Genomic DNA, 25,106 nt, shown 5'->3' on the forward strand with positions numbered 1-25,106 from the left:
CGAGCGCGGGTAATCGGCTCGGTCTATAGTCGATCTCAAATGTCACACGAAGAAGTTGCTTTTGTCACAAGAGCTTCATTCGGGTGGTGGATAAGGCGCGCGACCCATGCGGTCGATGCGGATTATCAAAAGGAGATCTCGGTCATGAGAAACAATGTTCGTCACCCGCTGCTGCGCCTTGTCGTCGGCGGCCTGCTTGCAACCGTCGCCATTCAGCCAGGCTATGCCGACGATGCAGCGAACAAGCTTCTGCAGCGCGCGGCAAGCGCCGATCTGAGTGCTCCTGGTGGCGCACGCCGCCTTTCCGGCGATATCACCGAAGCCTATCGCGCGGCGCTGAGCGACACACGCCCGAAGAACGTCATCCTGCTGATCGGCGACGGCATGGGCGATTCCGAAATCACCATCGCGCGCAACTACGCGGTTGGCGCCGGCCAGTATTTCAAGGGCATTGATGCGCTGCCGGTCACCGGCCAGTACACGCATTATTCGCTCGACAAGAAGACGGGCAAGCCGACCTACGTCACCGACTCCGCTGCCTCGGGCACCGCCTGGGCGACCGGTGTTAAGTCCTATAACGGCGCAATCGGCGTCGACATTCACGAGAAGGCGCACGAAACCCTCCTCGAAAAGGCAAAGGCCGCCGGCATCGGCACGGGCAACGTCTCGACGGCCGAATTGCAGGATGCGACGCCCGCAGTCCAGATCGCACACGTGACCCAGCGCAAGTGCTACAGCCCGTTGTCCACGACCGAGAAGTGCCCGACGAACGCGCTTGAAAACGGCGGCAAGGGATCGATCAGCGAGCAGTTGCTCAATGCACGCGCCGACGTGACGCTCGGCGGCGGCGCCAAGAGCTTCGCCGAAGCCGCGAAGGCAGGCGAATGGAAGGACAAGACGCTTCGTCAGCAGGCCGAGGAGCGTGGTTACAAGATCGTCTCGAATCTCGACGAGCTCCAGGCTGTCAAGCAGGCGAACGACAGCGCGCCGGTGCTCGGCCTGTTTGCCGAGGGCAACATGCCTGTTCGCTGGGAAGGCCCGAAGGCCAGCCACTACGGCAATGTCGAGAAGGAACCTGTCGTCTGCAAGCCGAACGAGAAGCGCACGGCAGCAACCCCGACGCTGGCACAGATGACGTCGAAGGCGATCGAGTTGCTCCGGACAAATGAGAAGGGCTTCTTCCTGCAGGTCGAAGGCGCCTCGATCGACAAGCAGGATCATGCCGCCAATCCGTGCGGGCAGATTGGCGAGACGGTTGATCTCGACGAAGCCGTTCAGGAAGCGCTGAAGTTCGCTCAGGAAGCCGGCGACACGCTCGTTATCGTCACCGCCGACCATGCGCACGCCAGCCAGATCGTCGATGCCGATACGAAGGCTCCGGGCCTGACGGAAGCGCTGATGACGAAGGACGGCGCTGTCATGGCCGTGAGCTACGGCAACTCCGACGACGCTGACGATCAGGGTCACACCGGCTCGCAGCTGCGTATCGCTGCCTTTGGACCGCGTGCCGCCAATGTCACCGGCCTGACGGACCAGACGGATCTGTTCTATACGATCAGCGACGCACTCGGCCTGAAGACCGAAACGGCGAGCGCCAAGTAAGCTCCCAAGCCTGGCACATCGGGGTTATTGAGGGGCGAGGGCGTGGAATTGTGATTGACATTCCAGCGACTTCGCCCTAAAGACCGCGCAGCACCGGGCAGAGATGTCCGGTGTTTCATTTGACATGTCCCGTGGATTTGTCCTGTTCGCGTAATAGGATGATCCTGTCGGATCCTCGAAAGAAGATCAAAGGAGGGCGTGTTTCCTTCGAGCGGTTTGGAAACAAGCCGCCGTAACACTCTGAAAGGAAATACGATGAGCAAGCGCGAATCGTCCAAGTACAAGATTGACCGCCGTATGGGCGAAAACATCTGGGGCCGTCCGAAGTCCCCGGTGAACCGCCGCGAATACGGCCCGGGCCAGCATGGTCAGCGCCGCAAGGGCAAGCTTTCGGACTTCGGTGTGCAGCTGCGCGCCAAGCAGAAGCTCAAGGGTTACTACGGTGACCTGCGCGAGAAGCAGTTCCGTGCAATCTTCGCTGAAGCCTCCCGCCGCAAGGGCGACACCTCTGAAAACCTGATCGGTCTTCTGGAGTGCCGTCTGGACGCGATCGTCTATCGCGCCAAGTTCGTTCCGACCGTTTTCGCTGCCCGCCAGTTCGTGAACCACGGCCACGTGACCGTGAACGGCGTCCGCGTCAACATCGGTTCCTACCGTTGCAAGGCTGGCGATGTCATCGAAGTTCGTCAGAAGTCGAAGCAGCTCGTTTCCGTTCTGGAATCGATTTCCCTGGCTGAACGCGATGTTCCGGACTACATCGAAGTCGACCATAACAAGATGGTTGCGACCTTTGCTCGTGTTCCGGCGCTCGGCGACGTACCTTATCCGGTCGTCATGGAGCCGCATCTGGTGGTCGAATTCTATTCGCGTTAATCGCGAGGCGTTTTCGCTTACGGAAAAGCCGCCTCTTGGGGCGGCTTTTTTGTTATCTGGAGAGGTACGATGACGGACTTGCAGGCAGTTCTCGACAGCATCCATAAGGAACTGGCGCCCCGTATCGGCGAAGGCAAAGTTGCGGACTATATTCCAGAGCTTGCCAAGGTGGACCCGAACCAGTTCGGCTTGAGCGTGGTGACCGTAGACGGCAAGGTCTATAACGTCGGCAATGCAGACGTGCCGTTCTCCATCCAGAGCATTTCAAAGGTTTTCATGCTGACGCTTGCGCTCGGCAAAGTCGGCGAGGGCTTGTGGAAGCGCGTCGGCCGTGAGCCTTCGGGCTCGGCGTTCAATTCGATCGTCCAGCTCGAGCACGAGCAGGGCATTCCGCGCAATCCCTTCATCAACGCCGGTGCGATTGCCGTGACAGATGTCGTCATGGCCGGCCATGCGCCGCGCGAGGCGATCGGCGAGTTGCTGCGGTTCGTCCGCTATCTGGCGGATGATGAGTCGATCAGCATCGATGATCGCGTTGCAAAGTCAGAGACGCAGACGGGCTACCGCAATGCGGCGCTCGCCAATTTCATGCGTTCCTATCGCAACCTCGATCATCCCGTCGATTACGTGCTTGGCGTCTATTTCCACCAGTGCGCTCTATCGATGACTTGCGAGCAACTGGCGAAGGCAGGGCTCTTCCTTGCCGCACGTGGCAGCAACCCGATGACCGGCCATTCGGTCGTATCGCCGAAGCGGGCCCGGCGCATCAATGCGCTGATGCTGACATGCGGCCACTACGATGGTTCCGGCGACTTCGCCTACCACGTCGGCCTTCCCGGAAAGAGCGGCGTCGGCGGCGGTATCTTTGCTGTGGCCCCCGGCATCGCGTCCATCGCTGCGTGGTCACCGGGCCTGAACAAGGTCGGCAACTCACAGCTCGGTGCTGTCGCGCTCGAGATGCTGGCCGCGCGCACGGGCTGGTCGGTTTTCGGGGATTGATGCTGGGTTGTCTTGGCGCTTTCTGCTAAGGCGGAGGCAGTGACTGATTGGAAGAGAGAATGAACATCGCAGCCAACATTGCCGATGAGCTTGAAACGCCGAACGCGGACGGCGCGATCGCGCACGCGCTCTTTGCCGAAGCTCCGAACTCGGTATCGTTCAACAAGCTGCGCAAGCGGCTGCTGCGAAACGTCAGGCAGGCATTCGACGATTTTGCGATGCTGAAGGGGCAGAAGCGTTGGCTGATCGGTGTCTCCGGCGGCAAGGATTCCTACGGGTTGCTCGCCCTTCTCCTCGACCTGCAGTGGCGCGGTCTTCTGCCGGTGGAACTGATCGCCTGCAATCTCGACCAGGGCCAGCCGAACTTCCCCAAGCATATCCTGCCTGAGTATCTTACCAAGGTCGGGGTCAAGCATCGGATCGAATATCGAGATACCTATTCGATCGTGAAGGAGAAGGTTCCGGAGGGCGCGACGTATTGCTCGCTCTGTTCACGGCTGCGCCGCGGCAATCTTTACCGGGTTGCCAGGGAGGAGGGCTGTGACGCACTGGTGCTTGGCCACCACCGCGAGGATATCCTCGAGACCTTCTTCATGAACTTCTTCCATGGCGGGCGGCTCGCCTCGATGCCGGCGAAGCTGCTCAATGACGAGGGCAACCTGATGGTACTGCGCCCGCTCGCCTACTGCGCGGAAGACGACATGGCGAAGTTTGCGGCTGCCATGCAGTTTCCAATCATTCCCTGCGATCTCTGCGGCTCCCAGGACGGGCTGCAGCGCAATGCGATGAAGGACATGCTCGCCGATATCGAACGGCGCATGCCGGGCCGCAAGGACACGATGCTGAGAGCACTCGCACATGTGAATCCTTCACATCTGCTCGATCCAAAGCTTTTCGATTTCGCCGGCCTGATGGCCGGAGAGACCGCGCCGAAGAGCGAATAGTCGGCGCTCACGCCAAAGAAGGAAAGTCCATGAGTTCCACGATAGATGTAACGACGCTAGCCGATCTCCTGAGGCGGGCGGCGAAGGCAGAGATATTGCCGCGTTTCCGTCGACTTGGAAGCGATGACGTGCGCGCCAAGAGCGAGGCGACCGACCTGGTGACGGAAGCCGACCTGCAGGCGGAGCGGATGATAAAGGCGGAAGCCGGCGCGCTTTGGCCAGATGCCGTGTTCATCGGGGAAGAGTCGGTCGCTGCGGATCCTGGCCTGCTTGGGAGGCTCGAGGGAGCGGACCTTGCCATCGTCGTTGATCCGGTGGATGGTACGTTCAATTTCGCGTCCGGGATTCCGGCTTTCGGTGTCATGGCCTCCGTGGTGTTCAAGGGTGAAACCGTTGCCGGCATCATCTACGACCCGATGGGTGACGATTGGGTGATTGCGGAGACAGGCGGCGGCGCATGGCTTCGACGTCCTGACGGGGAGGCAGAACGGCTCTCTGTTGCGGCGCCCGTCGCGTTGGAGGACATGGTCGGCATGGCGTCCACCGGCTTTCTGCCGAAGCCGAAGCGCAGTGAAATCCTTGCGAATTTGGCCAAGGTTCGGTTCCTTGCCAACTATCGCTGCGCCGCTCACGAATACCGCGCCTTTGCTGGCGGCCACGTGCACTACCTGATGTATAACAAGCTGATGCCCTGGGATCATCTTGCGGGCACACTTATCAGCATCGAGGCTGGCGCCCATGCGGCCCGTTTCGACGGTTCGCCCTACCTCCCGCATCACACCCGCGGCGGCTTGCTGATTGCGCCTGACCACGACAGCTGGGACATTCTGCGGCGTGAAGTCTTCACCATCTGATATCGAGGCGGCCGCCACACGCGGACTGCCACCACTAACTTGCGCTTCGTGGGTGCGATATTGGCGCTCCCAACAGAACGCCGTGCGCACAGACGTACAATACGGATAGGCACGCCTATCGTAGATATCCTCTCGCTTTTGAAATGACGAGGAGGGAATGATGGATATCGCGCAGGCGCTGGCTTTCTTGCTGTTTGCGTTTATCGCGGCCGTTACGCCGGGACCCAGCAACACCATGATCCTGTCCACCGGTGCCGCTGTCGGTACCTTGAGAGGCATCGGCTGTCCGCTCGGCGCATCGCTGGGCATGGGCGTGATGATCGTTCTAAGTGCTTTTGGCGTCGGAGAAATTGTCGCAGCCGCACCGGCCATCGTAATAGCGCTGAAGATGGCGGGATCTCTGTTTCTGCTGTGGCTGGCTTGGAAGATCGCCAATGCCGGCACGGTTGAAGCGAATGGACAGAGGCGGACGGTCGGATTTCGGCAGGCTTTTCTATTCCAATGGCTGAACCCGAAAGGCTGGCTGGTCGCGCTGAGCGCAGGTAGCACCTTCCTTGTATCCTCGCAGCAGGCTCAGACTAGCGGCGCTTTGTGGATGGGTGTGCTGTTTGCAGCAGCCGCGTTTCCGGCTGGGTTCCTTTGGCTCGTCCTAGGTGCTCTCGTGGCCCAGGTTCTGCGGACCTCACGCGCGGCGAGGTTCTTCAATATCGCCATGGCGTTTGCGCTGGCTCTGTCGGTTGCTCTTGTGTGGCGCTAACTCCTGAAAGAATTGCGCCCGCAACAACGTGTCGCGGGCGATAAGGAACGCTCTACGCGTTAGAAATGAGTTGCGGGCTGTCGCCCGGATGCGTGAAGAGCTTGCCGCCTTCCGCCCAGAGCGTCGCCGCGATACTGATCGCACCGAACACGGCAAAGCCACCGAAGAGCGGCTGGACAGTGCCGTTGAAGAGCTGGCCAACAGTGCCGCCGAGGATCGCGCCGAAGGTCGTGGACACGAAGCCGGTGATGGCGGTTGCTGTGCCAGCGAGGTTACCCATCGGCTCCAGGCTGATCGCTGTGAAGTTGGTCGCGATGACTGCGAACATCATCAGCAGGATCGTAAACAGCGCATAGGCGAAGGCGAAATCGGGCCGTCCGCCCAGCGCTTTGACGTAGCCGATTGCCGAAACAATGGTGAAGACGATCATGGCGACATGCGAGATACGCCGCATGCCGAACTTACGCACGAAGAAGCCGTTGGCGAAGTTTGCGACCGCGATGCCGCCTGCCGTTGCCGCAAAGGCAATCGGCAGCCAATCGCCAAGGCCGTAGACTTCACCGAAAACCTGCTGGACCGAAATGACGTAGGCGCTGATGACAGCTGTGAACATTGTCAGGCCGATCATATAGCCGCACGTGATCTTATTCGTCAGAACGGTCTTGAAGCCATCGAGGACGGAGCCGACCGATAGCGGAATGCGCTCTTCCTTCGGAAGCGATTCCTTCAAGCGCAGTGATGCCCAGACAAACAGGATCCCACCAACGAGACCAAGCAGGATGAAGATCCAGTGCCAGTTGGCATAGGTGATGATCAGCTGACCGACCGAAGGTGCCACGATCGGAACGATCATGAAGACGATCATTACATAGGACATGACACGGGCCATCTCGCGACCACCAAAGCAGTCACGAACGATGGCCATGGTGGTGATGCGAACCGCTGCGCCGCCGAGGCCTTGTATAAAGCGCATGACAAGCAGCATTTCAAAACTGCCCGTGGCTGCCGCGCCGAACATGGCGAGCATGTAAACCGCCAAACCGCCGAGCAAGATGTTGCGGCGGCCGAACGTGTCGGACAGGCTGCCGAAAATGATCTGCGAGACGCCGAAGCCCAGGAAGAAGACGCCGATGACCAGCTGCGCATCGTTGGCGTTGGCGACGCCGAGCGAATGGCCGATTGCGGGCAGGGCCGGCAACATGCTGTCGATCGCCATCGCGACACTGGCGGTCATGATGGCGATGGTGATGACAAATTCGACGAAGCCCATGCCTATTCGGCGGGAGCCTTGATTCTCAACATGAGGTTTATGTGGTGGCGTCATAATGGAAATCCTGAAATACGGGACGGGCGACCCATTCAGACCGCGGGATTATGCGGTTGAAAGAGGCGCCCTTTTTCTGCGATCAAAACGAAGATCAGACCGATGATCGAGACGGTGAAATAGCCTGCGACCATCGGCAGTGCGGTGCCGTTGAAAGCCTGTCCGATGCCGGCGCCGATCAGAGCGCCGCCGACGGTGCTCATGAAGCCCAGCACGGACGAGGCCGTTCCCGCAACATGACCAAGCGGTTCCATGGCAAGCGAATTGAAGTTCGAGCCGATCCAGCCGAACTGGAACATCGCCAGGCCGAAGAAACTGATAAAGAGGAAGAATGGCATCGGGTGCGGCCCGAGGAGGAGCGCTGCGAGCCAAATGGTGTTGACGGCGATGAAGCCGGTCAGTGCACCATGCGACAGGCGCCGCATCCCGAACTTGCCGACGAGCCGCGAGTTGAGGAACGACGACAGCGACATGAAGACGGCGACACCGGCGAAAGCGAGCGGAAAGTAGGCGCCGAGATCATAGATCCCCACGTAGATCTGCTGGGCGGAATTGATAAACCCGAACAGCGATCCGAAGATGAAGGTGGTAGCGATCGTGTAGCAGAGCGCGATGCGGTTCGTGAGAACAAGCTTGAAGCCGCCGATGACGGAGCGCGCCGTGAACGGCCGCACGTTCGAAGGATGCAATGTCTCGGGAAGGCGCATGTAGGCCCAACCCGAAATCAACGCCGCCATCACCGCGATAAACACGAAGATCAGGTGCCAACTGCCGAAAAACATGATGATCTGACCGCTCCCCGGCGCGATGACGGGGACGATCATGAAGACCATCATGATCAGCGACATGACCTCTGCCATCTGGCGACCGCCGTAGACGTCTCGCACGATGGAGATGGTGATGACGCGTGTAGCTGCGGAACCAATACCCTGGATGAAGCGAAGCACGAGGAGGCCGGTGAAAGTCGGCACCAGTGCGATCCCAAGGGCGGAACAGATATAAATCGCAAGACCGATCAAAAGCGGCAGGCGGCGGCCAAAGCGGTCGGAGAGGGGCCCGTAGAACAGTTGCGCCGAACCGAAGCCGAGGAGATACGCAGAAACGACAAACTGACGATGATTTTCACTCTCAACGCCGAGGCTTGCACCGATCTGCTGCAGCGCCGGAAGCATGATGTCGATCGCGAGCGAATTGATCGCCATAAGGAAGGCTGCGAGCGCAATGAACTCCCCTTTGCCCATGGGCAATCGGCCCGCGTGCACGGCTTGTGATGAATCTGTCACAATGAAATTCCCATAAACAGGCCAAGGCGCTGTTCAGCACAGCGCCTCGGACTCAAAATACAGATTTGGAAACCGGGCGAAGCGTCCGGTGACCGGGCAGGTCAGGCGGCGCCGCGAACGGTGACGCCGTGTTCCTGCAGGTGCTGCTGCAACTCACCGGCCTGGAACATTTCCCGGACGATGTCGCAGCCGCCGACGAACTCGCCCTTTACGTAAAGCTGTGGGATCGTCGGCCAGTTGGAATAATCCTTGATGCCCTGGCGGATTTCGGAGTCAGCGAGCACGTTGATGCCCTTGTAATCGACGCCGATGTAATCGAGAATCTGCACGACCTGGCCGGAGAAACCACACTGCGGAAACTGCGGCGTGCCCTTCATGAAGAGGACGACGTCGTTGCTCTTGATCTCGTTGTCGATGAATTCGTTGATACCGCTCATAGGGACCTAATCCTTTCCACAGGCGAGTTAAAGGCCCGCCGTTTCAATCGTTAAGCTTAGATAGCATGTGATCGCCGGAATTCCAGCAGGCGCCGGCAAAAAAAGAGCACCCTATCGGTTTGCGGGAGGCGGATTGTTGCGCTTGCGTTACGCCGGTTGCTGAACCGGCCCGGGAAGGCATTCGGCGCAACCGGTCTCGGGGTAACTTACCCGGATTTCGCCACAATTGTCGCGGAATGCGTCGCAGCAATTTATCGGCCGCGTGCGCGGCAACGAAAGAAAATAATGACATTGATTTCGAAGAGGGTGGTTCTCCATTTTCCGGGGTTCGAGCCACTTGATGGGCGTGCACACAAGGCACGGTACGAACGATCCGCAAAGCAAAGTGCCGCGGTTTGGGACTGTGGAGTTACCATCGGCGAGCCCAAATGCATGCCGGATTCGACAAGTTTCAAGGTGACGTCGATTGCGGATGGTTGGGAAACCAACAGCCTTATTCATGTCTTTGATCACAATGCTCTCGTGGAGTGGCTTGGAGCCGGCAGCCGGGCGTGGCAAATTCTCGCGGGCTTTTGGGCCGCTCTGCAGGTAATCGGTTACGGCGGGATGGCCGGCTATTTCAAGTATGCATGGCGATTTGGACTGTTCTTCATCTTCCCGTTTCTGATGATGATCCTCGGCTTCTCGCTCAGCGCAACGATCGCTGTCATCCCGGTTGGAATGGAATTGCCGGCCCCTCATCTCTTCTGGAGCGTGGGGTTGGCGTCGTGCTTCTTCATCTTCGCGTTCCTGCCCGTTGCCGAGCGCTTCTACACATTGCATCTCTTCGCGGACTGGCGCATGGCGGTAGCGCTCGCTCGCATGAGCCATGCGGAATTCAATGAATGGCTCGATCGCTGTGCTGTGGCAGCGCGTGCCGCTTTGTCGGAATCGGCGGATGAATACGTGATCTCGTCTCACAGCATGGGTTCGAGCGTTGCCGCGCATGTGATCGGGCGCCTTCTCGAGGAACAACCAGATGTCTTCCGCGATAAGAGAGTAGTGTTCGCAACGCTCGGGTCGGCGCTTCTGCAATGCGCGCTATTGCGCCCGGCGAAATTGTTGCGGTCACGAGTGGGCTTGATCGCCCGCTGCGAGAACATCCATTGGCTCGACGTCCAGTGCCTGACGGATGCAATTCACTTCTACAAGGTGCCGGTCGTGGCCGTTTGCGGACATGGCGATCTACGCCCTGCCAAGATGGTGTTCATCCGCGTCAAGCAAATGCTGACGGTCGAACATTACCGCAAGATCAAAAAGGACTTTCTGCGCGTGCACCGACAGTATGTCCTGGGGTCGGATCTGCGGGCGCCGTTTGATTTCACGCTGCTGACGGCCGGCCCACGCTCGGCACTCGTGCTTGCCGAGGCCGGCTACAGCAAAATGCCCGGCTTCTAACCGGGCATTTTGCGTTCGATATCAATCGGGTGCCGATGTCTGCAGGGCCAGGGCGTGCAATATGCCGCCCATGTTACCCTTAAGAGCCTCGTAGACCATCTGGTGCTGCTGCACGCGGCTCTTTCCGCGAAATGCTTCGGCGACGACCTCGGCAGCATAATGGTCGCCGTCACCAGCGAGATCTCGGATGGTCACCCTGGCGCCGGGGATGCCGGCTTTGATCATGTCTTCGATATCACCGGGTTTCATAGGCATGATCGTTACTCCTTGCGCATTATTCCGTGGCAGCGAGTGTGCCATGGCCTTCCATGTAATCAGGGAACCATGATTCATGGGCGTCGCGCAATTGCTGAATCGGCAGCGTCAGCAGATCGTCGACCACGAGCTTGTCGCCTTCAACCGTGCCGAGGCGGCGGAACGGGACACCCGCACCTTCGGCATTTGCGCAGACGAAGCTCGCAACGTCCGCCGGCACCGTCAGGACATAGCGGGCCTGATCCTCGCCGAACAGCAACGCGTGTGGTGCACCCCTGCATTCATTGAGGCTAATCTTGAGGCCCTTGCCTGACGCCATCGCCATTTCGGCGAGAGCAAGGACGAGGCCGCCGGAAGAGATGTCGTGGCAGGCGGTTGCCTGGCCATTACGGATGACCGAGCGTACGAAGTCGCCATTGCGGCGCTCCGCAAAGAGATCGACCTCAGGGGCCGGGCCTTCAATGGTGCCAACGATATCCCGCAGATAGGCCGACGAGCCGAGATGGCTGCCGTCCGTACCGATCATGATGACCTTGTCGCCATTGGAGGCGCTGCCGATACGCGCCATCTTCTTCCAGTCAGGCAGAAGACCGACGCCGGCGATCGTCGGGGTCGGCAGGATCGCAACGCCATTGGTTTCGTTATAGAGCGAGACGTTACCCGACACGATCGGGAAATCGAGGACGCGGCAGGCTTCGCCGATGCCTTTTACTGCCAGGACGAACTGCCCCATGATTTCCGGCTTTTCAGGATTGCCGAAGTTCAGGTTGTCGGTGGCCGCCAACGGCTCTGCCCCTGTGGCGGTGATATTACGCCAGCACTCTGCGACTGCCTGTTTGCCGCCTTCAAAAGGATCGGCCTCGACATAGCGCGGTGTGACGTCAGAGGAGAACGCGAGGGCTTTGGTCGGATGGTTCTCGACGCGAACGACGCCGGCATCGCCACCCGGAAGTTGGAGCGAATTGCCCTGGATCAGGGTGTCGTACTGTTCGTAGACCCAGCGGCGGCTTGATTGATTCGGAGAACCGACAAGCTGCAACAGCGCCTGACCGTAGTCTGCCGGTTCGGCCACGAGATTTGCGGGCAGGGGCGCGCGTTTATCCGACTCGCGCCACGGACGATCATATTCAGGCGCCTGGTCGCCGAGATCCTTGATCGGCAGGTTTGCAACTTCCTCGCCCTGATGAACCACGCGGAAACGAAGGTCGTCGGTCGTCTTGCCGACGATCGCGAAATCGAGGCCCCACTTGACGAAGATCGCCTTCGCGACGGCTTCCTTTTCCGGTTCCAGAACCATGAGCATGCGCTCCTGGCTTTCCGACAGCATCATTTCATAGGCCGTCATCTGCTCTTCACGCACCGGCACGGTATCGAGATCAAGGAGAATACCCAGATCGCCCTTGGCGCCCATTTCGACGGCCGAGCAGGTGAGGCCCGCAGCACCCATGTCCTGGATGGCAATAACGGCGCCGGTCTGCATCAGTTCGAGGCAGGCTTCCAGCAGGCACTTTTCGGTAAAGGGGTCACCGACCTGGACGGTCGGGCGCTTTTCGTCGATCGACTCGTCGAATTCGGCCGAAGCCATTGTCGCCCCGCCGACGCCATCGCGGCCCGTCTTTGCGCCGAGATAGACGACCGGCAGGCCGACGCCCTTGGCTTCTGACAAGAAGATCGCGTTCGACTTTGCGAGGCCAGCCGCGAAGGCGTTGACCAGGATGTTGCCATTGTAGCGGGCGTCGAATTCGACTTCGCCGCCGACCGTGGGCACACCGAAGGAATTACCATAACCGCCGACACCCGAGACGACACCGGAGACGAGGTGACGAGTCTTCGGATGGTCCGGCTCGCCGAAGCGCAGCGCATTCATTGCAGCGATCGGGCGTGCACCCATGGTGAAGACGTCGCGCAGAATGCCGCCGACGCCGGTTGCCGCGCCCTGATACGGCTCAATGTAGGAGGGGTGGTTGTGGCTCTCCATCTTGAAGACAACGCAGTCGCCATCATCGATATCGACCACACCGGCATTCTCGCCGGGCCCCTGGATGACGCGCGGGCCTTTGGTCGGCAGGGTACGCAACCACTTCTTGGAGGATTTATAAGAGCAGTGCTCGTTCCACATCGCCGAAAAGATGCCGAGCTCCGTGAAGGTCGGTTCGCGGCCGATCAGGTCCAATATCCGCTGATACTCGTCTGGCTTCAGGCCATGGGCGGCAATCAGTTCGGAGGTGATCGGGCGGGTATTGGAAATGGTCATGAGCTCTCGGAAGTCCCTGCCGTTGCGCGATTGCGGTGTCTTTAGCCTAACTGGATGGAACGCGCGACAGGAAAATGCCCGCTGTTAACAGACAGCGGGCACCGAATGGTAACTACCATGGTAGCTTAGAACTTGTAGCCGACCTGAATACCGGCGCGCGTCATGCCGTTGGAAATTCGATCGCCATTCAGATTCCCTCATCCGACTCGCGTCAGGGTCCGTCTGAATTCGTAGCATCGATCGGGGCTTGATAAAGCGAGTTTGAGAGGGGCTTGGGCCTTTTACTTCGGATGTGCGGCTAATCTAGCGCAGTCTCAGATCTCACCGTCATAACCCGCGCCGCCGCTTTCTAGCAGGCGTCGCAATGTCGTGAGGCCCGCAACCAAATCGTCGCGGTTTCGGGGCGAGGAGAAGCCTACTCGAACGCGATGATAGACTTTCTCGGCTCGCGCAGCCTTGAATTCGTCCTCGTCGTCGATCAGCACTCCCTCTCCGTAAGCAGCGTTCTTGAACGTTCCCGACAGCCAGGGATCCGGCAGCTTCAGCCACAGGAAGGGGACATGCGGATGCGATACGAAGTCGTATCCTTGCAACTGCTCCCGTGCGAGACGCTCACGGACGGCGAGTTCCACCGTGCTGGCCTTACGGATTTCGTGCGCCTGACCGCTCTCGACGAGACGCGCGCAAGCCTCGGCCAGAATGAATGGTAGTCCGCCGGTGATCATCTTGTGTGTCACCTTGATCCGCTGAGCAAAATGCGGCGGGCAGGCGACCCAGCCGCCCCGCACGCCGGCAGCCACCGATTTCGAAAGGCCACTGATCAGGAACGTGCGATCGGGTGCGAGCGACGCAAGCAAGGGGTTTTCGTCGCCAGTCATACCACCGTAGAGATCGTCTTCGATTAGCCAGACACCGTGGCGGCGCGCTATCTCGGCGACGCGTGCCCGGCGCTCGTGCGGCATCGTCGCCAGGGTGGGATTGTGCGCGGTCGGCATGAGGAATGCGAGCTTTGGGTGCTGCTGAAGGCACAGGCGCTCGAAGTCATCAGGAATCACGCCATTTTCGTCGGACTCGACGGTGATCGTACGGCGGCCGAGAATACGTGCGCTGCGGCTCACCTGCGTATAGCTCAACTCTTCGAAGACGATCTTGTCACCGGGCGACGACACCGCTGAGATGACGGCGACAGCAGCCGCGTGGGCTCCAAGGGTAGGGACGATGTTTTCCGTTTCCGGCATCCAATCGTTTCTGGCGAGCCAACGCCGGCCGGCCGCGTACCAGTTCTTGGGAAACACACGCGAATAGGACGAAATCTCGGAGAGCTGCTCCTCGCCGATCGCGGCAAGAACACTGCCGATAATCTTGCCCTGGCCAAGATCCGGCGCAGCCGTGGTGTCGAACCGTATCTTACCGGCGGGCGCATCGATCGGGCGTGTTCCGCCGAGCGCAACCGTCAGCGGGTCCGGTTGATTCCCGGGTGCTGTCTCGGCGCGATCGAGCACGTAAGTGCCGCGGCCGACTTCTCCGGCGACGAGGCCGCGCTCGTGCACGAGCGCATAGGCTCGGCCGATTGTCCCAATTGTTACGCCGATATCATAGGCGAGGTTTCGTTGCGGCGGCAATTTGCTGCCAGCTGCCAAGGTGCCACTGGCTATGGCTGATTCAATGCTGTCCGCGATCCGGAGGTAAACCGGGCCTGAGCCGCGCGAAACATCTGGGAGCCAATTTGTCATCATGACAATTATCTATATTGTCACCCTCCATACGTCAACATTATCTCCACGACAGATACAATTCTTTTGGAGAATGATATGTCTGTCGTTCCAGAAAGCGAGACCCGGATTGCATCTCTACCTTCCGGGGTGCAATCGATTCAATACCGTGTTTCGCGAGAGTTGCCTTTTGGCCGGGCAGTGCTTCAATCCACATGGCGATGGCTCTTATATCGACATGAGAAACGGCAAAGCCGTAGGGCTCTGCTCGATCTGACGGATGACGCGCTGTTAGATATTGGCGTCACGCGTGCGGACGCGCGTAAGGAAGCCGGCAAGTCGTTCTTTTGGGACTGATCAGCCGCAGGCCTTGTTGCCCGAGGCCCAGCGGGTGACATCGTTGACAATGCGCGGTCCGGTGGCGCTTTGCATCATCGGACCAAAGGCGTCGAGCTTTGAGGGATTGCCTTCCGCTTGAACGACGAGCAACGGGCGGCTCTCGGGGCTTCCCTTGTGCACGACGAGAATGCGAGGGCGACCGGAAAAGGAATTCAATTCCGGCGCCAGCCTGTATGCGGCGAAGGCCGCGTCGCCGGATTTGAACCAGCAGGAGTTCGCCCCAAGAGCAACGCGCTCCATGGTAGACAGCGCGCTGCGGTCAGGACCCTTCGCCGGCGTATTCGATTGGCAGGACGCAACCAGCGCCGCGGTTGCGGCAATCGCGAAAACACGTGTCGTCGTAAGGCGAGGGCGCATCAACTTGCTCCAATGGATCGGATGAATGGCCTCTTACGTGCCGAAGGTTAAGCAGCGATTACCTCGAGAGCAGAAGCGAACAGGCCACGGCCGTCGGAACCGCCATGTGCTGCTTCGATGAGGTTTTCCGGGTGCGGCATCATGCCGAGGATGTTGCCTTTGTCGTTCATAACAGCGGCAATATCGTTGAGGGAGCCGTTCGGATTGGTGCCTTCCGCATAGCGGAAAACGACCTGGCCGCTGCCTTCGATCGTTGCCAGGGTCTCGGCATCGGCGAAGTAGTTGCCGTCGTGATGGGCGACTGGGCTACGAATGATCTGGCCCTTGGAATAGGCGCGGGTGAAATCGGTGTCTGCGTTGACAACTTCGAGCTTGATCTCACGGCAGACGAACTTGAGGGAGGCATTACGCATCAGCGCGCCGGGAAGCAGACCGGCCTCGAGAAGGATCTGGAAGCCGTTGCAGACTCCGAGAACCTTGACGCCCTTGTTTGCCTTTTCGATGATTGCCTGCATGACCGGCATGCGCGCAGCGATGGCACCGCAACGGAGGTAGTCGCCATAGGAAAAGCCGCCGGGGATGACGATGAGGTCGACGTCTGGAATGTCCGTCTCCGTTTGCCAGATGGTCACCGGCGCGTGACCGGAGATTTTCGTCAGTGCAGCGATCATGTCGCGATCGCGATTGAGACCCGGAAGTTGAACGACGGCTGATTTCATGAGTGCGACTAAAACCTTGTTTGTGCTTCTGCAAGTTCTCGAAGGACGAGACGCTTTTCAATTCGCTCCAGCCGGCCTTCATGCCGGCCGAGGACGCCGTAAATACTATGTATTTCCTGCTGCATCGAGGTCATCGTGTCGCGCATGCAGTGCATTTCGCTCCGGATTTCGTCGAGTGATGCATCCAGCGTATCGATGTGCTCGTGCATTTTCGTCAACAACTCAAGCACGAGCTCTTGCGTCAATTCAGCCATCGAGTGCGCTCCACGACTAGGTTAGTCGACGGAAATATTATAGTTCTCGATCACCGTATTTGCGAGGAGTTTTTCACACATTGCCTTGAGGTCACTCTCCGCTTTCGCCTTGTCAGCGCCTTCGAGTTCGACGTCAAAAACCTTGCCCTGACGAACATGGCCCACACCATCGAAGCCGAGTGCGCCAAGGGCGCCCTCGATTGCCTTGCCCTGCGGATCGAGAACGCCGTTCTTCAGCGTGACGGTTACACGAGCCTTGATCACTTTATCGTCCCTGTCTTTGCTTAGCCTGAAAGTCTTACTTCACGAGCACCGGACCGGTGCCGCGCACAGGTTCGTTCTCGTTGATGATGCCGAGGCGGCGCGCAACTTCCGAATAGGCTTCGAGAAGTCCACCCATGTCGCGGCGGAAGCGGTCCTTGTCCATCTTTTCGCGGGTATCGATATCCCAAAGACGGCAGGAATCCGGCGAGATCTCGTCGGCCAGGATAATGCGCATCATGTCGCCTTCATACAGGCGGCCGCATTCGATCTTGAAATCGACAAGCTGGATGCCGACGCCGAGAAAGAGACCGGTCATGAAGTCGTTGACGCGGATGGCGAGCGCCATAATGTCATCGAGCTCGGCGGGGTTGGCCCAGCCAAATGCCGTAATGTGCTCTTCGGAGACCATTGGATCGTCGAGCGCGTCGGACTTGTAGTAAAACTCGATGATCGAGCGCGGCAGCACTACGCCTTCTTCGATGCCGAGGCGCTTCGACAGCGAGCCCGCGGCAACGTTGCGGACGACGATCTCAAGCGGGATCATTTCCACTTCGCGGATCAACTGCTCGCGCATGTTGAGACGGCGAATAAAGTGCGTCGGAATCCCGATCTTGTTCAGATGGCTGAAGATGTATTCCGAAATGCGGTTGTTCAGGACGCCCTTGCCATCGATGACTTCGTGCTTTTTCTTGTTGAAGGCGGTGGCATCGTCTTTGAAGAACTGGATCAGCGTGCCCGGCTCCGGGCCCTCATACAGAATCTTTGCCTTGCCCTCGTAAATACGGCGGCGACGGTTCATTGCAATTGTTCTCTATCGTTGGCGCTCTTGGGATAGCGCGAGTGGATCGATCTCGTGGCGTCCCCTTAAAGGAAAAGCGAGGGTTTCACAATCCGCCTGTCACTCCTTCCCCGGAATCCGGATTGCCGGAGTGCCGCTAAGAGAATCGAAGACTTTCTGCGAAGGAGTTTACAGGTTTTTTGCGATCAACGGAATGTGAGCCGCCCCCATCGAGGCAGTCATGCAGACCTTTATCTTTGGCCGGAGCCGTTGACCGACTTGCGCAGATCCTGCTGGAGGCCCCTGGCAGGGCCTTCCACGCCCCGCCAGGACGCTGCTCGTACGAAAGGAGCTATCTGCATCGCGGGCATGGGACGGGCCAGCGCATAGCCCTGAAGCATATCGCAGCCGAGGTCGTAGAGAATGCGGACGTGATCCATCGTCTCGACGCCCTCGGCCGTGACCAGAATGTTCAGCGAGCGGCCGATATCGATGATCGAACGGACCAGTTTTCGCTGCTCTGCCGAATGCGGCAGCATGCGGATCAGTTCGCGGTCGATCTTCAAGGTCTTGGGGCTCAGCTTCAAAAGGCTGACGATCGACGCGTGGCCCGTGCCGAAGTCATCGATCTCGATATCGATGCCGAGCCGGCGCAGGTGCCGGAGGTTGGCGATCACAGCATCGTCGCAGTCGTCCAGCGAGATCGATTCCAGCAGTTCAAATGAAATCGTCCGAGGTTCGATCTTCAGGCCACGAAGCTTCTTCGCGAGGTTCGGATCTGCGAGACGACGTGACGAGACGTTGACTGCGATCTTGGGGATGCGGAGGCCTTCATCCGTCCATCGCTTGCGATCAGCCAGCGCCTGCTCGAGGATAAGGCCGTCGATCGTCGAGACAACATCCAGATCCTCGGCGATCGCGAGGAAGCGATCGGGCGCCAGCAAACCATGTTCCCGATGCTGCCAGCGCGCCAGGGTCTCGACGCCAGCAACTTCTAGCGTTCGGGCATGGAACTGCAACTGGTAAAACGGAACAAACTCGCCGCGTTCGAGGCCCAACAGGATTTCATCAGCCAAGCGCTTGCTGGCGATGATGCGCCGCCGCTCATCGGTCGAGAAGAATTCGTGCCGGTTGCGGCCGCCACTCTTGGCGCGGTAGAGGGCAATATCTGCATTCAGCAGAAGCTGCTTGGCGTCGAGTGTCGGGCCGCTATCCGTCGCAATGCCGATGCTTGCGCCGAAACGGCAATCGTGACCCTCGTAACGTATAGGCTTGCAGAGTTCGCGAATGATGCGCTCAGCGAGATTGGAGATTTTCTTTGGGGTGACGTCCAGCGTGCATAGGACGACGAATTCGTCGCCGCCAATACGAGCGACGAAATCGGTGGAACGGACATTTCTCTTCAATACCTGCGCGGCATGCTTCAACATCGCATCGCCGGCGCGGTGGCCAAGCGTATCGTTGATCTGCTTGAAGCGATCGAGATCGATGTGGAGGATTGCGAGCGTCAGCCCCGTGCGGCGACATTCGGTCGAACGTTCGTCCAGCATCCGGTCCAGATATCGGCGATTGGGTAGCTCGGTGAGATAGTCATGCAGAGCCAGATGCTCGATGTTCTCCTTGGCGCTTTCGAGTTCCTTGTTGCGGGCTTCCGCGAGATCCTTGGCGCGCTGCAACTCGTTATTGAGCCGAACTTCGGCAGTGACATCCCAATTCGCACCGATCAGCTTGCGACGTCCGTCGCTGTCAAGAAAGAAAGCAGCCTTTGCGCGAATGACGCGCTCGATACCGTCCTGCCTGATGATGCGGAACTCGTGCTCGAAATCCGTGTTGTTGGCGACGCTGTCATTGATCGTTGCCAGCACGCGCTCACTGTCGTCGGGATGCAGCGAAGCCTCCCAGGCGTTGCCGGTGTTCGCCGGTGACGTGTCTGCAATGCCGTAGATCGCCAGAAGGCGGTCGTCCCAATCGACTGTGCCGTTTTCGATGTCCGCCTCGAAGACGCCGATGTTGGAGATATCGAGGGCGAGATCGAGGCGCCGCGACACGTGCGCGAGCCGCTCTTCCGCCTCCTTGCGCTCGGTGATGTCCGTATCGGTGCCGACGAGCCGGGCAGGGGCACCGGTTTCGTCCCATTCGACACAGGCGCCACGGCATTCAATCCAGATCCAATGGCCGTCTCTATGCCTCTCGCGATACTCGAAAATCTGATAATCCGGGTCGCCGGCATTCTGACGATCGATAGCCTTTACGACGAATTCCCGATCGTCCGGGTGGATGAGCTCGATCCACGCATCATAGTCGCCGTCGGCTTCCTCATCGGGCGCCATGCCGCGCATGACTTTCCACGTGTCGGAATAATAGCGCTTGCCAAGACGAAGATTGTGATCCCAGACGCCGAGGCCCGATCCCACAAGAGCGTAGTTCCAGCGGCTCTCGCGCTCCGAGAGTTCAGCACCATTCTGCGGCGCCATGCTGCCGTCAAACGCTGCAGCTTTGACCTTGGCTTTAGATTTGGCCCGTTTATCGGGAGTTGCTTGCTTCAAACTGCATACTCGCTCTTTTAGCGTGTATATATTTTGCATTTATTGAATTAAACAGCCCTTAATGTCGCCAAAATAATAATAATGTGAAAACAAAGGCTTAGCCGCACCTTCATCGCGCGACTACTGGGACGCGGCTAATTTTTCCAAAGTCTGCCTACACTTGCACGGCGGCACCCTATATCGCCCGGATCGGGGGGGGAGGAAGTGACATGTCTCCAGAATGGCCGATGTTCATACTGCAATGCATCGTTCTCGTGGGCCTGGCGGGCGTTCTCTTCATTCGCGGCGAGGGCGATTAGCCGACAATCAGCCGCCATGGTGCTTGTTTCCGCGACGCGTCTCCTCGCGCCGCTGCCGATCTCATTGATGCTACCCCGGCAGGGCGGCTAGGCTATGGCTTCAAGCGGCTGAGAAACTGCGCAAACACCATGGTGCCTTCCGGCCAAGGGCCGTGGCCGGACTCGCTGTTGATGTGGCCGGCTTCCCCGGCGTCGATGAGGAGTGATCCCCAGCTTGCAGCGATATCATCAGCATGCTCGTAACTGCCGAAGGGATCGTTGCGACTGGCGATCGTAAGAGTGGGAAACGGAAGGGGATCGCGCGGGTACGGGCCGAACGTCATCAGATGCTTTGGCCGTATGGCCGGATTCGCGACGTCGGGCGGTGCGACGAAAAATGCCCCGGCAACCTTGTTGCGAAAATGCGGAATGGCATGGATAGCCGACGGGATGCCGAGCGAATGCGCCACGAGAACCACCGGCTGCGTCGCGGCATTGACTTCTTCGGCGATGCGGCGAACCCAATCGTCGCGGACCGGCTTCGACCATTCCGCCTGTTCGACGCGGCGAGCCGTACTGAGCTTGGCCTCCCAGCGGCTTTGCCAGTGGTCGGGACCGGAGTTCGTGTAACCGGGGATGATGAGAATTTCGGCGTCTGAAGCTTTCATGATCGCCGGATTTGAGAAAGCTTGGCTGCGATGTCAAGGGAGGGTGGGACAAGGCCGCCGAAATTTGTTATGTTTTTCGGCAGTGCCGGTTGCGTCTCGTATCGGCGTCGTCGCCGATCCTTTCGCTGCCGGCCATCTTGGCTGAGGAGGAGAAAGCCATGACGGCATTCCATGTTATGTCGGGTGCGAGCGATGTCTACACACGCCCGGTCGTCAACAAGATCAGCGTTGCAGATGTCTTCGATGCGCTACGGCGCGGGCTCGATGATTTTCGAGAAAAACCATCCCACTATGTCTTTCTATGCCTGATGTATCCTATCGCCGGGATTTTTCTTGCGCTCGCAACCTCGAGTGCCAACCTCCTGCCGATGATTTTTCCGCTTATCTCGGGTTTCGCGCTGATCGGTCCGATTGCCGCGATTGGCCTCTATGAGATCAGCCGCAGGCGTGAAGCCGGTATGGACACCTCCTGGACGCATGCGATCGAAGTAACGAGATCGCCGGCGTTCCCATCGATCATTGCCGGCGGATTGCTGCTGTTCGGCTTCTTCATTGTCTGGCTGGTCGCCGCGCAGACACTTTATGCCAACGTCTTCGGCGACGTCTTCCCTCGCTCGGTCTCGTTGTTCTTCTCGGAGATCTTCGACACCCCTGAGGGATTGCAGCTAATCATGTGGGGACATGTTCTCGGTCTCGGCTTTGCCATCGTCGTTCTCGCCACGACCGTCGTGACCTTCCCCTTGTTGCTGGATCGAGACGTCGGGCTCGTCTGCGCGATGGAAACTTCCGTCAGGGCGACTGTCGCCAATCCGATCCCTGTGTTGAGCTGGGGCCTGATCATCGCTGTTTCGCTCATTGTCGGTACGATCCCGTTGTTCGTTGGGCTGGCGCTGGCGATGCCAATCCTCGGTCACGCCAGCTGGCATCTTTACAGGAAGCTTGTCGCGCCACCGGTGGTCTGAAAACCAAAAGACCGGGAACTGCTAGCCTCCCTTGGAGTTTCGCTGAGGCGGATACCGAGGGAGGTTAGATATGGCTACACCGCAACATCTGTTTACCCGCTTTGCCAGCAAGACGTCCGAATGGGCAGGCCGGCCGGCAACGTTCGTGCTTGCCGTCGTGCTGGTCGCAGCCTGGGCAGGGACCGGCCCAGTTTTCGGGTTCTCCGAGACTTGGCAGCTTGTCATCAATACCGGCACGACCATCATCACGTTCCTGATGGTCTTTGTACTGCAGAATGCCCAGACACGGGACGCTCGGGCTGTACAGGCCAAACTCGACGAAATCATTCTCACCAGTCACGCGGAAAACCGCTTCATCGGCATCGAGCATCTTGACGAAGAGGACCTGCAACATCTCGATCGCCTCGTCGCCAAGGCGGCGAAAGGCGCTCGCAACGAACGGTCAGCAAGATCGTCGAATACCGAGACTGACACTGACGAGGCGAGCGACGACAGCGCATCGACAAAGTCTACAAGAGCGAAACGAAAAACGGCGCCTGCGAAGGCGCCGACTCATTGATCCAACTCAGGCGGCGCCGAAGACGCGCCGGAAGATCGTATCCACATGTTTTGTGTGGTAGCCGAGGTCGAACTTTTCTCGGATTTCTTCCTCGGACAACGCAGCCCGGACCTCTGCATCGGCCAGTAGCTCCTCGAGGAAGTCCTTGCCTTCCTCCCAAACCTTCATCGCGTTGCGCTGAACGAGTCGGTAGGCATCTTCACGCGACACGCCCGCCTGCGTCAGCGCCAGAAGCACGCGCTGGGAATGCACGAGGCCGCGGAACTTGTCGAGATTCTTCATCATGTTGTCAGGATAGACGACGAGCTTCTCGATGACACCCGCCAGCCGGTTCAGGGCGAAGTCGAGCGTGATCGTCGTGTCGGGCCCAATGGCGCGCTCGACGCTGGAATGGCTGATATCGCGCTCGTGCCAGAGGGCAACGTTTTCCATGGCCGGAACAACCGACATCCGGACCAGCCGCGCCAGACCTGTGAGGTTTTCGGTCAATACCGGATTACGCTTGTGCGGCATCGCGGAAGAGCCTTTCTGGCCAGGCGAGAAGTATTCCTCAGCCTCCAGAACTTCCGTGCGCTGCATGTGACGGATCTCGATCGCGACGTTTTCTATGGAGGACGCGATCACGCCGAGCGTAGCGAAGAACATCGCGTGCCGATCGCGCGGAATGACCTGTGTCGAAACGGGTTCTGGAAGCAGGCCGAGCTTGGCGCAAACGTGTTCCTCGACCCGCGGGTCGATATTGGCGAAGGTGCCGACTGCGCCAGAAACCGCGCCGGTGGCGATTTCGGCACGCGCGGCCACGAGACGCGCGCGGTTGCGGCTCATCTCGGCGTAGAAGCGCGCCAGGGTCAGCCCCATGGTCGTTGGCTCGGCATGAATGCCGTGGCTGCGCCCGATGCGGATGGTGTCCTTGTGTTCAAACGCACGTGCCTTCAATGCCGCAAGCACCCGGTCCATGTCGGCGAGCAGGATGTCAGCCGCGCGCACGAGCTGGATATTCAGCGTGGTGTCGAGAACATCCGAAGAGGTCATCCCCTGATGGACGAAGCGGGCATCAGGGCCGACGATTTCAGAAAGGTGCGTCAGGAAGGCGATGACGTCGTGCTTGGTGACGGCTTCGATTTCATCGATGCGCGCAACATCGAACGTGGCGGCACCACCGCGTTCCCATATCGTCTTGGCGGCGGATTTCGGAATGACGCCCAGTTCGGCGAGCGCATCGCAGGCGTGAGCCTCGATCTCGAACCAGATGCGAAATTTGGTCTCAGGCGACCAGATGGCGACCATCTCAGGTCGGGAGTAGCGCGGGATCATGGCTTCCTGCTTTCGTTCATAAAGGGAATGCTGGCGCCCCTGTAGCAAAGACAGGCGGCAATCTCAACGCATCCGTTTTGCAAGCGCAAAGCTGGTGCCGAAAAGGCAGACAAGGCCGAGCGGAAGAAACAGCCGCAGCCCCAGCACCGCGAACTGATAGACGGCGCTGGCGCCGGTAAAGGCGAATTGAAATACCCATGTCAGAGATCCGAATGGCGCATGCCATGCGGAGTAGAAGACACGGTAGTCCATGGCAAAGAGAAAGGCTGTCATCAGAATGGTGCCGGCGGCCAGTGCTACGAAGAATGCGGCAAAGCGTGTCTCCAGGGATCGTCGATGCGCAAAGAAGCGCGCCAGAGGCAACACGAATGGCCATGCCAGCAAACCGCCCGCAAAGTAGAGTATTGCGAGGTCGCGGACATGCGCCGTCTCCATCCCGTTCCTGAGATAGAGGGCGGCCATTGCCGATATCAGCATCTGCGTGCCCCAGAGGGGAGCGCCGACAAAGAGCTCGGGGAAAGATGGGCGAGCCGCCTTCAGCCGCTCGGAGATCAAAGACGGCCTGCTTTCGTCACGACTTCGATTTGCCTTCCGCGGCAGCCCGCAGCGCACTGATCGCTGCCTTGTAGGACTCCACCGAGCCTCCCTTGAAAATCGCCGACCCTGCCACGAGAACGTTGCCGCCGGCCTTGCCGATGACCGGCGCGGTTTCTACCGTCACGCCACCATCCACCTCAAGATCGATCGGCCTATCACCGATCAGTGACCGTGCGGCGGCAATCTTGTCGGCCATGGCAGGAATGAATTTCTGCCCACCGAAACCGGGGTTGACGGACATGATGAGGATCAGGTCAACGTCATCGAGTACGTTCTCGATCGCCGAAAGTGGCGTCGCTGGATTGATCGTCACGCCGACTTTCTTGCCGAGCCCTCGGATAGTCTGAAGCGAGCGGTGGAGATGTGGACCGGCTTCGGCGTGGACGGTGATGCGGTCGCAGCCAGCCTTTGCGAATGCCTCGAGATACGGATCGACCGGCGCGATCATCAAATGGCAATCGAATACGGCATCCGTGTAGGAGCGCAACGACTTGATCACGTCGGGGCCGAAAGAGATGTTCGGGACAAAGTGACCGTCCATAACGTCGAGGTGGATCCAGTCGGCTCCAGCCGCGGTTACATCGCGTACTTCCTGGCCGAGCTTGGCGAAGTCGGCAGCAAGGACCGATGGCGCGATCCGAATGGGCGTGGTCATTGTAATCTCTCCCTAAAACTCATGC

At 59.2% G+C, this 25,106-nt stretch carries 26 protein-coding genes; 10 read left to right on the forward strand and 16 right to left on the reverse strand.

The genetic code is table 11. From position 1 onward, the window contains the following. The first annotated feature begins 144 nt into the window (after positions 1–144). From phoA to FHX16_RS12190, 6 genes are all read left to right on the forward strand, one after another. Positions 145–1,602, forward strand: a complete 1,458-nt coding sequence (phoA, locus tag FHX16_RS12165) for an alkaline phosphatase (RefSeq protein ID WP_183862630.1) — start codon at positions 145–147, stop codon at positions 1,600–1,602. A gap of 255 nt (positions 1,603–1,857) precedes the next feature. Continuing rightward, positions 1,858–2,475 carry a 30S ribosomal protein S4 gene (gene rpsD / locus FHX16_RS12170; protein ID WP_183757462.1) on the forward strand — a complete coding sequence of 206 codons (618 nt, stop codon included), beginning with the start codon at positions 1,858–1,860 and terminating at the stop codon, positions 2,473–2,475. A gap of 69 nt (positions 2,476–2,544) precedes the next feature. After that, positions 2,545–3,474 (forward strand): glutaminase, encoded by a 930-nt coding sequence (locus FHX16_RS12175; RefSeq protein ID WP_183862627.1) that lies wholly within the window; start codon positions 2,545–2,547, stop codon positions 3,472–3,474. Between the two features lie 59 nt (positions 3,475–3,533). Further along, positions 3,534–4,418, forward strand: a complete 885-nt coding sequence (ttcA, locus tag FHX16_RS12180; protein ID WP_183862625.1) for a tRNA 2-thiocytidine(32) synthetase TtcA — start codon at positions 3,534–3,536, stop codon at positions 4,416–4,418. Between the two features lie 29 nt (positions 4,419–4,447). Next, entirely contained in the window at positions 4,448–5,272 is an 825-nt protein-coding gene (locus tag FHX16_RS12185; protein WP_183862623.1) for an inositol monophosphatase family protein, read from the forward strand. A gap of 157 nt (positions 5,273–5,429) precedes the next feature. Further along, positions 5,430–6,029 carry a LysE family translocator gene (locus FHX16_RS12190; protein WP_246712617.1) on the forward strand — a complete coding sequence of 200 codons (600 nt, stop codon included), beginning with the start codon at positions 5,430–5,432 and terminating at the stop codon, positions 6,027–6,029. Between the two features lie 52 nt (positions 6,030–6,081). On the opposite strand, the gene FHX16_RS12195 is transcribed toward FHX16_RS12190, so the two are convergent. The 3 genes from FHX16_RS12195 to grxD form a co-directional block, all read right to left on the reverse strand. Further along, positions 6,082–7,353: a multidrug effflux MFS transporter gene (locus FHX16_RS12195; RefSeq protein WP_183862621.1), complete on the reverse strand. Its 1,272-nt coding sequence runs from the start codon at positions 7,351–7,353 to the stop codon at positions 6,082–6,084. A 35-nt stretch (positions 7,354–7,388) separates the two neighbouring features. Next, positions 7,389–8,594 carry a multidrug effflux MFS transporter gene (locus tag FHX16_RS12200; protein ID WP_183757512.1) on the reverse strand — a complete coding sequence of 402 codons (1,206 nt, stop codon included), beginning with the start codon at positions 8,592–8,594 and terminating at the stop codon, positions 7,389–7,391. A 143-nt stretch (positions 8,595–8,737) separates the two neighbouring features. Beyond that, positions 8,738–9,073: a Grx4 family monothiol glutaredoxin gene (gene grxD / locus FHX16_RS12205; protein WP_016554134.1), complete on the reverse strand. Its 336-nt coding sequence runs from the start codon at positions 9,071–9,073 to the stop codon at positions 8,738–8,740. Between the two features lie 285 nt (positions 9,074–9,358). On the opposite strand from grxD, the gene FHX16_RS12210 reads away from it, so the two are divergent. Continuing rightward, the gene (locus tag FHX16_RS12210) at positions 9,359–10,510 is read left to right on the forward strand and encodes a hypothetical protein (RefSeq protein WP_259128527.1); all 1,152 of its coding nucleotides are present in this window, start codon (positions 9,359–9,361) and stop codon (positions 10,508–10,510) included. A gap of 21 nt (positions 10,511–10,531) precedes the next feature. Here the strand turns inward: FHX16_RS12210 and FHX16_RS12215 are convergent, their stop codons facing one another. The 3 genes from FHX16_RS12215 to FHX16_RS12225 all read right to left on the reverse strand — a co-directional run bounded on the left by FHX16_RS12215 (position 10,532) and on the right by FHX16_RS12225 (position 14,752). Next, on the reverse strand, positions 10,532–10,765 hold the full coding sequence (locus FHX16_RS12215; RefSeq protein ID WP_183757455.1) for a BolA/IbaG family iron-sulfur metabolism protein: 234 nt from the start codon (positions 10,763–10,765) through the stop codon (positions 10,532–10,534). 19 nt (positions 10,766–10,784) lie between these two features. Next, a complete protein-coding gene (gene purL, locus FHX16_RS12220) occupies positions 10,785–13,019 on the reverse strand; it encodes a phosphoribosylformylglycinamidine synthase subunit PurL (protein ID WP_183862617.1) in 2,235 nt (744 codons plus the stop codon). A gap of 314 nt (positions 13,020–13,333) precedes the next feature. Further along, the gene (locus FHX16_RS12225) at positions 13,334–14,752 is read right to left on the reverse strand and encodes a PLP-dependent aminotransferase family protein (protein ID WP_016554130.1); all 1,419 of its coding nucleotides are present in this window, start codon (positions 14,750–14,752) and stop codon (positions 13,334–13,336) included. Positions 14,753–14,830: 78 nt separating this feature from the next. On the opposite strand from FHX16_RS12225, the gene FHX16_RS12230 reads away from it, so the two are divergent. Then, positions 14,831–15,088 (forward strand): DUF1127 domain-containing protein, encoded by a 258-nt coding sequence (locus FHX16_RS12230; RefSeq protein WP_183862615.1) that lies wholly within the window; start codon positions 14,831–14,833, stop codon positions 15,086–15,088. Here the strand turns inward: FHX16_RS12230 and FHX16_RS12235 are convergent, their stop codons facing one another. The 7 genes from FHX16_RS12235 to FHX16_RS12265 all read right to left on the reverse strand — a co-directional run bounded on the left by FHX16_RS12235 (position 15,089) and on the right by FHX16_RS12265 (position 20,994). Beyond that, positions 15,089–15,487, reverse strand: coding sequence for a hypothetical protein (locus FHX16_RS12235; RefSeq protein WP_183757452.1), 399 nt, complete (start codon positions 15,485–15,487; stop codon positions 15,089–15,091). 47 nt (positions 15,488–15,534) lie between these two features. Then, positions 15,535–16,206, reverse strand: a complete 672-nt coding sequence (purQ, locus tag FHX16_RS12240) for a phosphoribosylformylglycinamidine synthase subunit PurQ (RefSeq protein WP_183862613.1) — start codon at positions 16,204–16,206, stop codon at positions 15,535–15,537. 8 nt (positions 16,207–16,214) lie between these two features. After that, on the reverse strand, positions 16,215–16,460 hold the full coding sequence (locus tag FHX16_RS12245; RefSeq protein ID WP_183757450.1) for a hypothetical protein: 246 nt from the start codon (positions 16,458–16,460) through the stop codon (positions 16,215–16,217). Between the two features lie 21 nt (positions 16,461–16,481). After that, a complete protein-coding gene (purS, locus tag FHX16_RS12250) occupies positions 16,482–16,724 on the reverse strand; it encodes a phosphoribosylformylglycinamidine synthase subunit PurS (protein ID WP_007789552.1) in 243 nt (80 codons plus the stop codon). A 34-nt stretch (positions 16,725–16,758) separates the two neighbouring features. Continuing rightward, positions 16,759–17,523, reverse strand: a complete 765-nt coding sequence (gene purC / locus FHX16_RS12255; protein ID WP_007532892.1) for a phosphoribosylaminoimidazolesuccinocarboxamide synthase — start codon at positions 17,521–17,523, stop codon at positions 16,759–16,761. Between the two features lie 230 nt (positions 17,524–17,753). Further along, a complete protein-coding gene (locus tag FHX16_RS12260; RefSeq protein WP_183862611.1) occupies positions 17,754–20,048 on the reverse strand; it encodes a bifunctional diguanylate cyclase/phosphodiesterase in 2,295 nt (764 codons plus the stop codon). Positions 20,049–20,439: 391 nt separating this feature from the next. Further along, a complete protein-coding gene (locus FHX16_RS12265; RefSeq protein WP_183757448.1) occupies positions 20,440–20,994 on the reverse strand; it encodes an alpha/beta hydrolase in 555 nt (184 codons plus the stop codon). Positions 20,995–21,152: 158 nt separating this feature from the next. On the opposite strand from FHX16_RS12265, the gene FHX16_RS12270 reads away from it, so the two are divergent. Together FHX16_RS12270 and FHX16_RS12275 are read left to right on the forward strand one after the other, a co-directional pair. Next, positions 21,153–21,956, forward strand: coding sequence for a DUF2189 domain-containing protein (locus tag FHX16_RS12270; protein WP_183862609.1), 804 nt, complete (start codon positions 21,153–21,155; stop codon positions 21,954–21,956). A gap of 70 nt (positions 21,957–22,026) precedes the next feature. Next, on the forward strand, positions 22,027–22,515 hold the full coding sequence (locus FHX16_RS12275; RefSeq protein WP_183862607.1) for a low affinity iron permease family protein: 489 nt from the start codon (positions 22,027–22,029) through the stop codon (positions 22,513–22,515). Positions 22,516–22,521: 6 nt separating this feature from the next. Here FHX16_RS12275 and purB read toward each other — a convergent pair whose 3' ends face one another. From purB to rpe, 3 genes are all read right to left on the reverse strand, one after another. Further along, a complete protein-coding gene (gene purB, locus FHX16_RS12280; protein ID WP_183862605.1) occupies positions 22,522–23,829 on the reverse strand; it encodes an adenylosuccinate lyase in 1,308 nt (435 codons plus the stop codon). 63 nt (positions 23,830–23,892) lie between these two features. Next, positions 23,893–24,384 (reverse strand): hypothetical protein, encoded by a 492-nt coding sequence (locus FHX16_RS12285; RefSeq protein ID WP_183862603.1) that lies wholly within the window; start codon positions 24,382–24,384, stop codon positions 23,893–23,895. A 16-nt stretch (positions 24,385–24,400) separates the two neighbouring features. After that, entirely contained in the window at positions 24,401–25,081 is a 681-nt protein-coding gene (gene rpe / locus FHX16_RS12290; RefSeq protein ID WP_183862601.1) for a ribulose-phosphate 3-epimerase, read from the reverse strand. Positions 25,082–25,106: the final 25 nt, after the last annotated feature.

The sequence above is a fragment of the Rhizobium sp. BK661 genome, assembly GCF_024808825.1.
GTDB lineage: Bacteria > Pseudomonadota > Alphaproteobacteria > Rhizobiales > Rhizobiaceae > Rhizobium.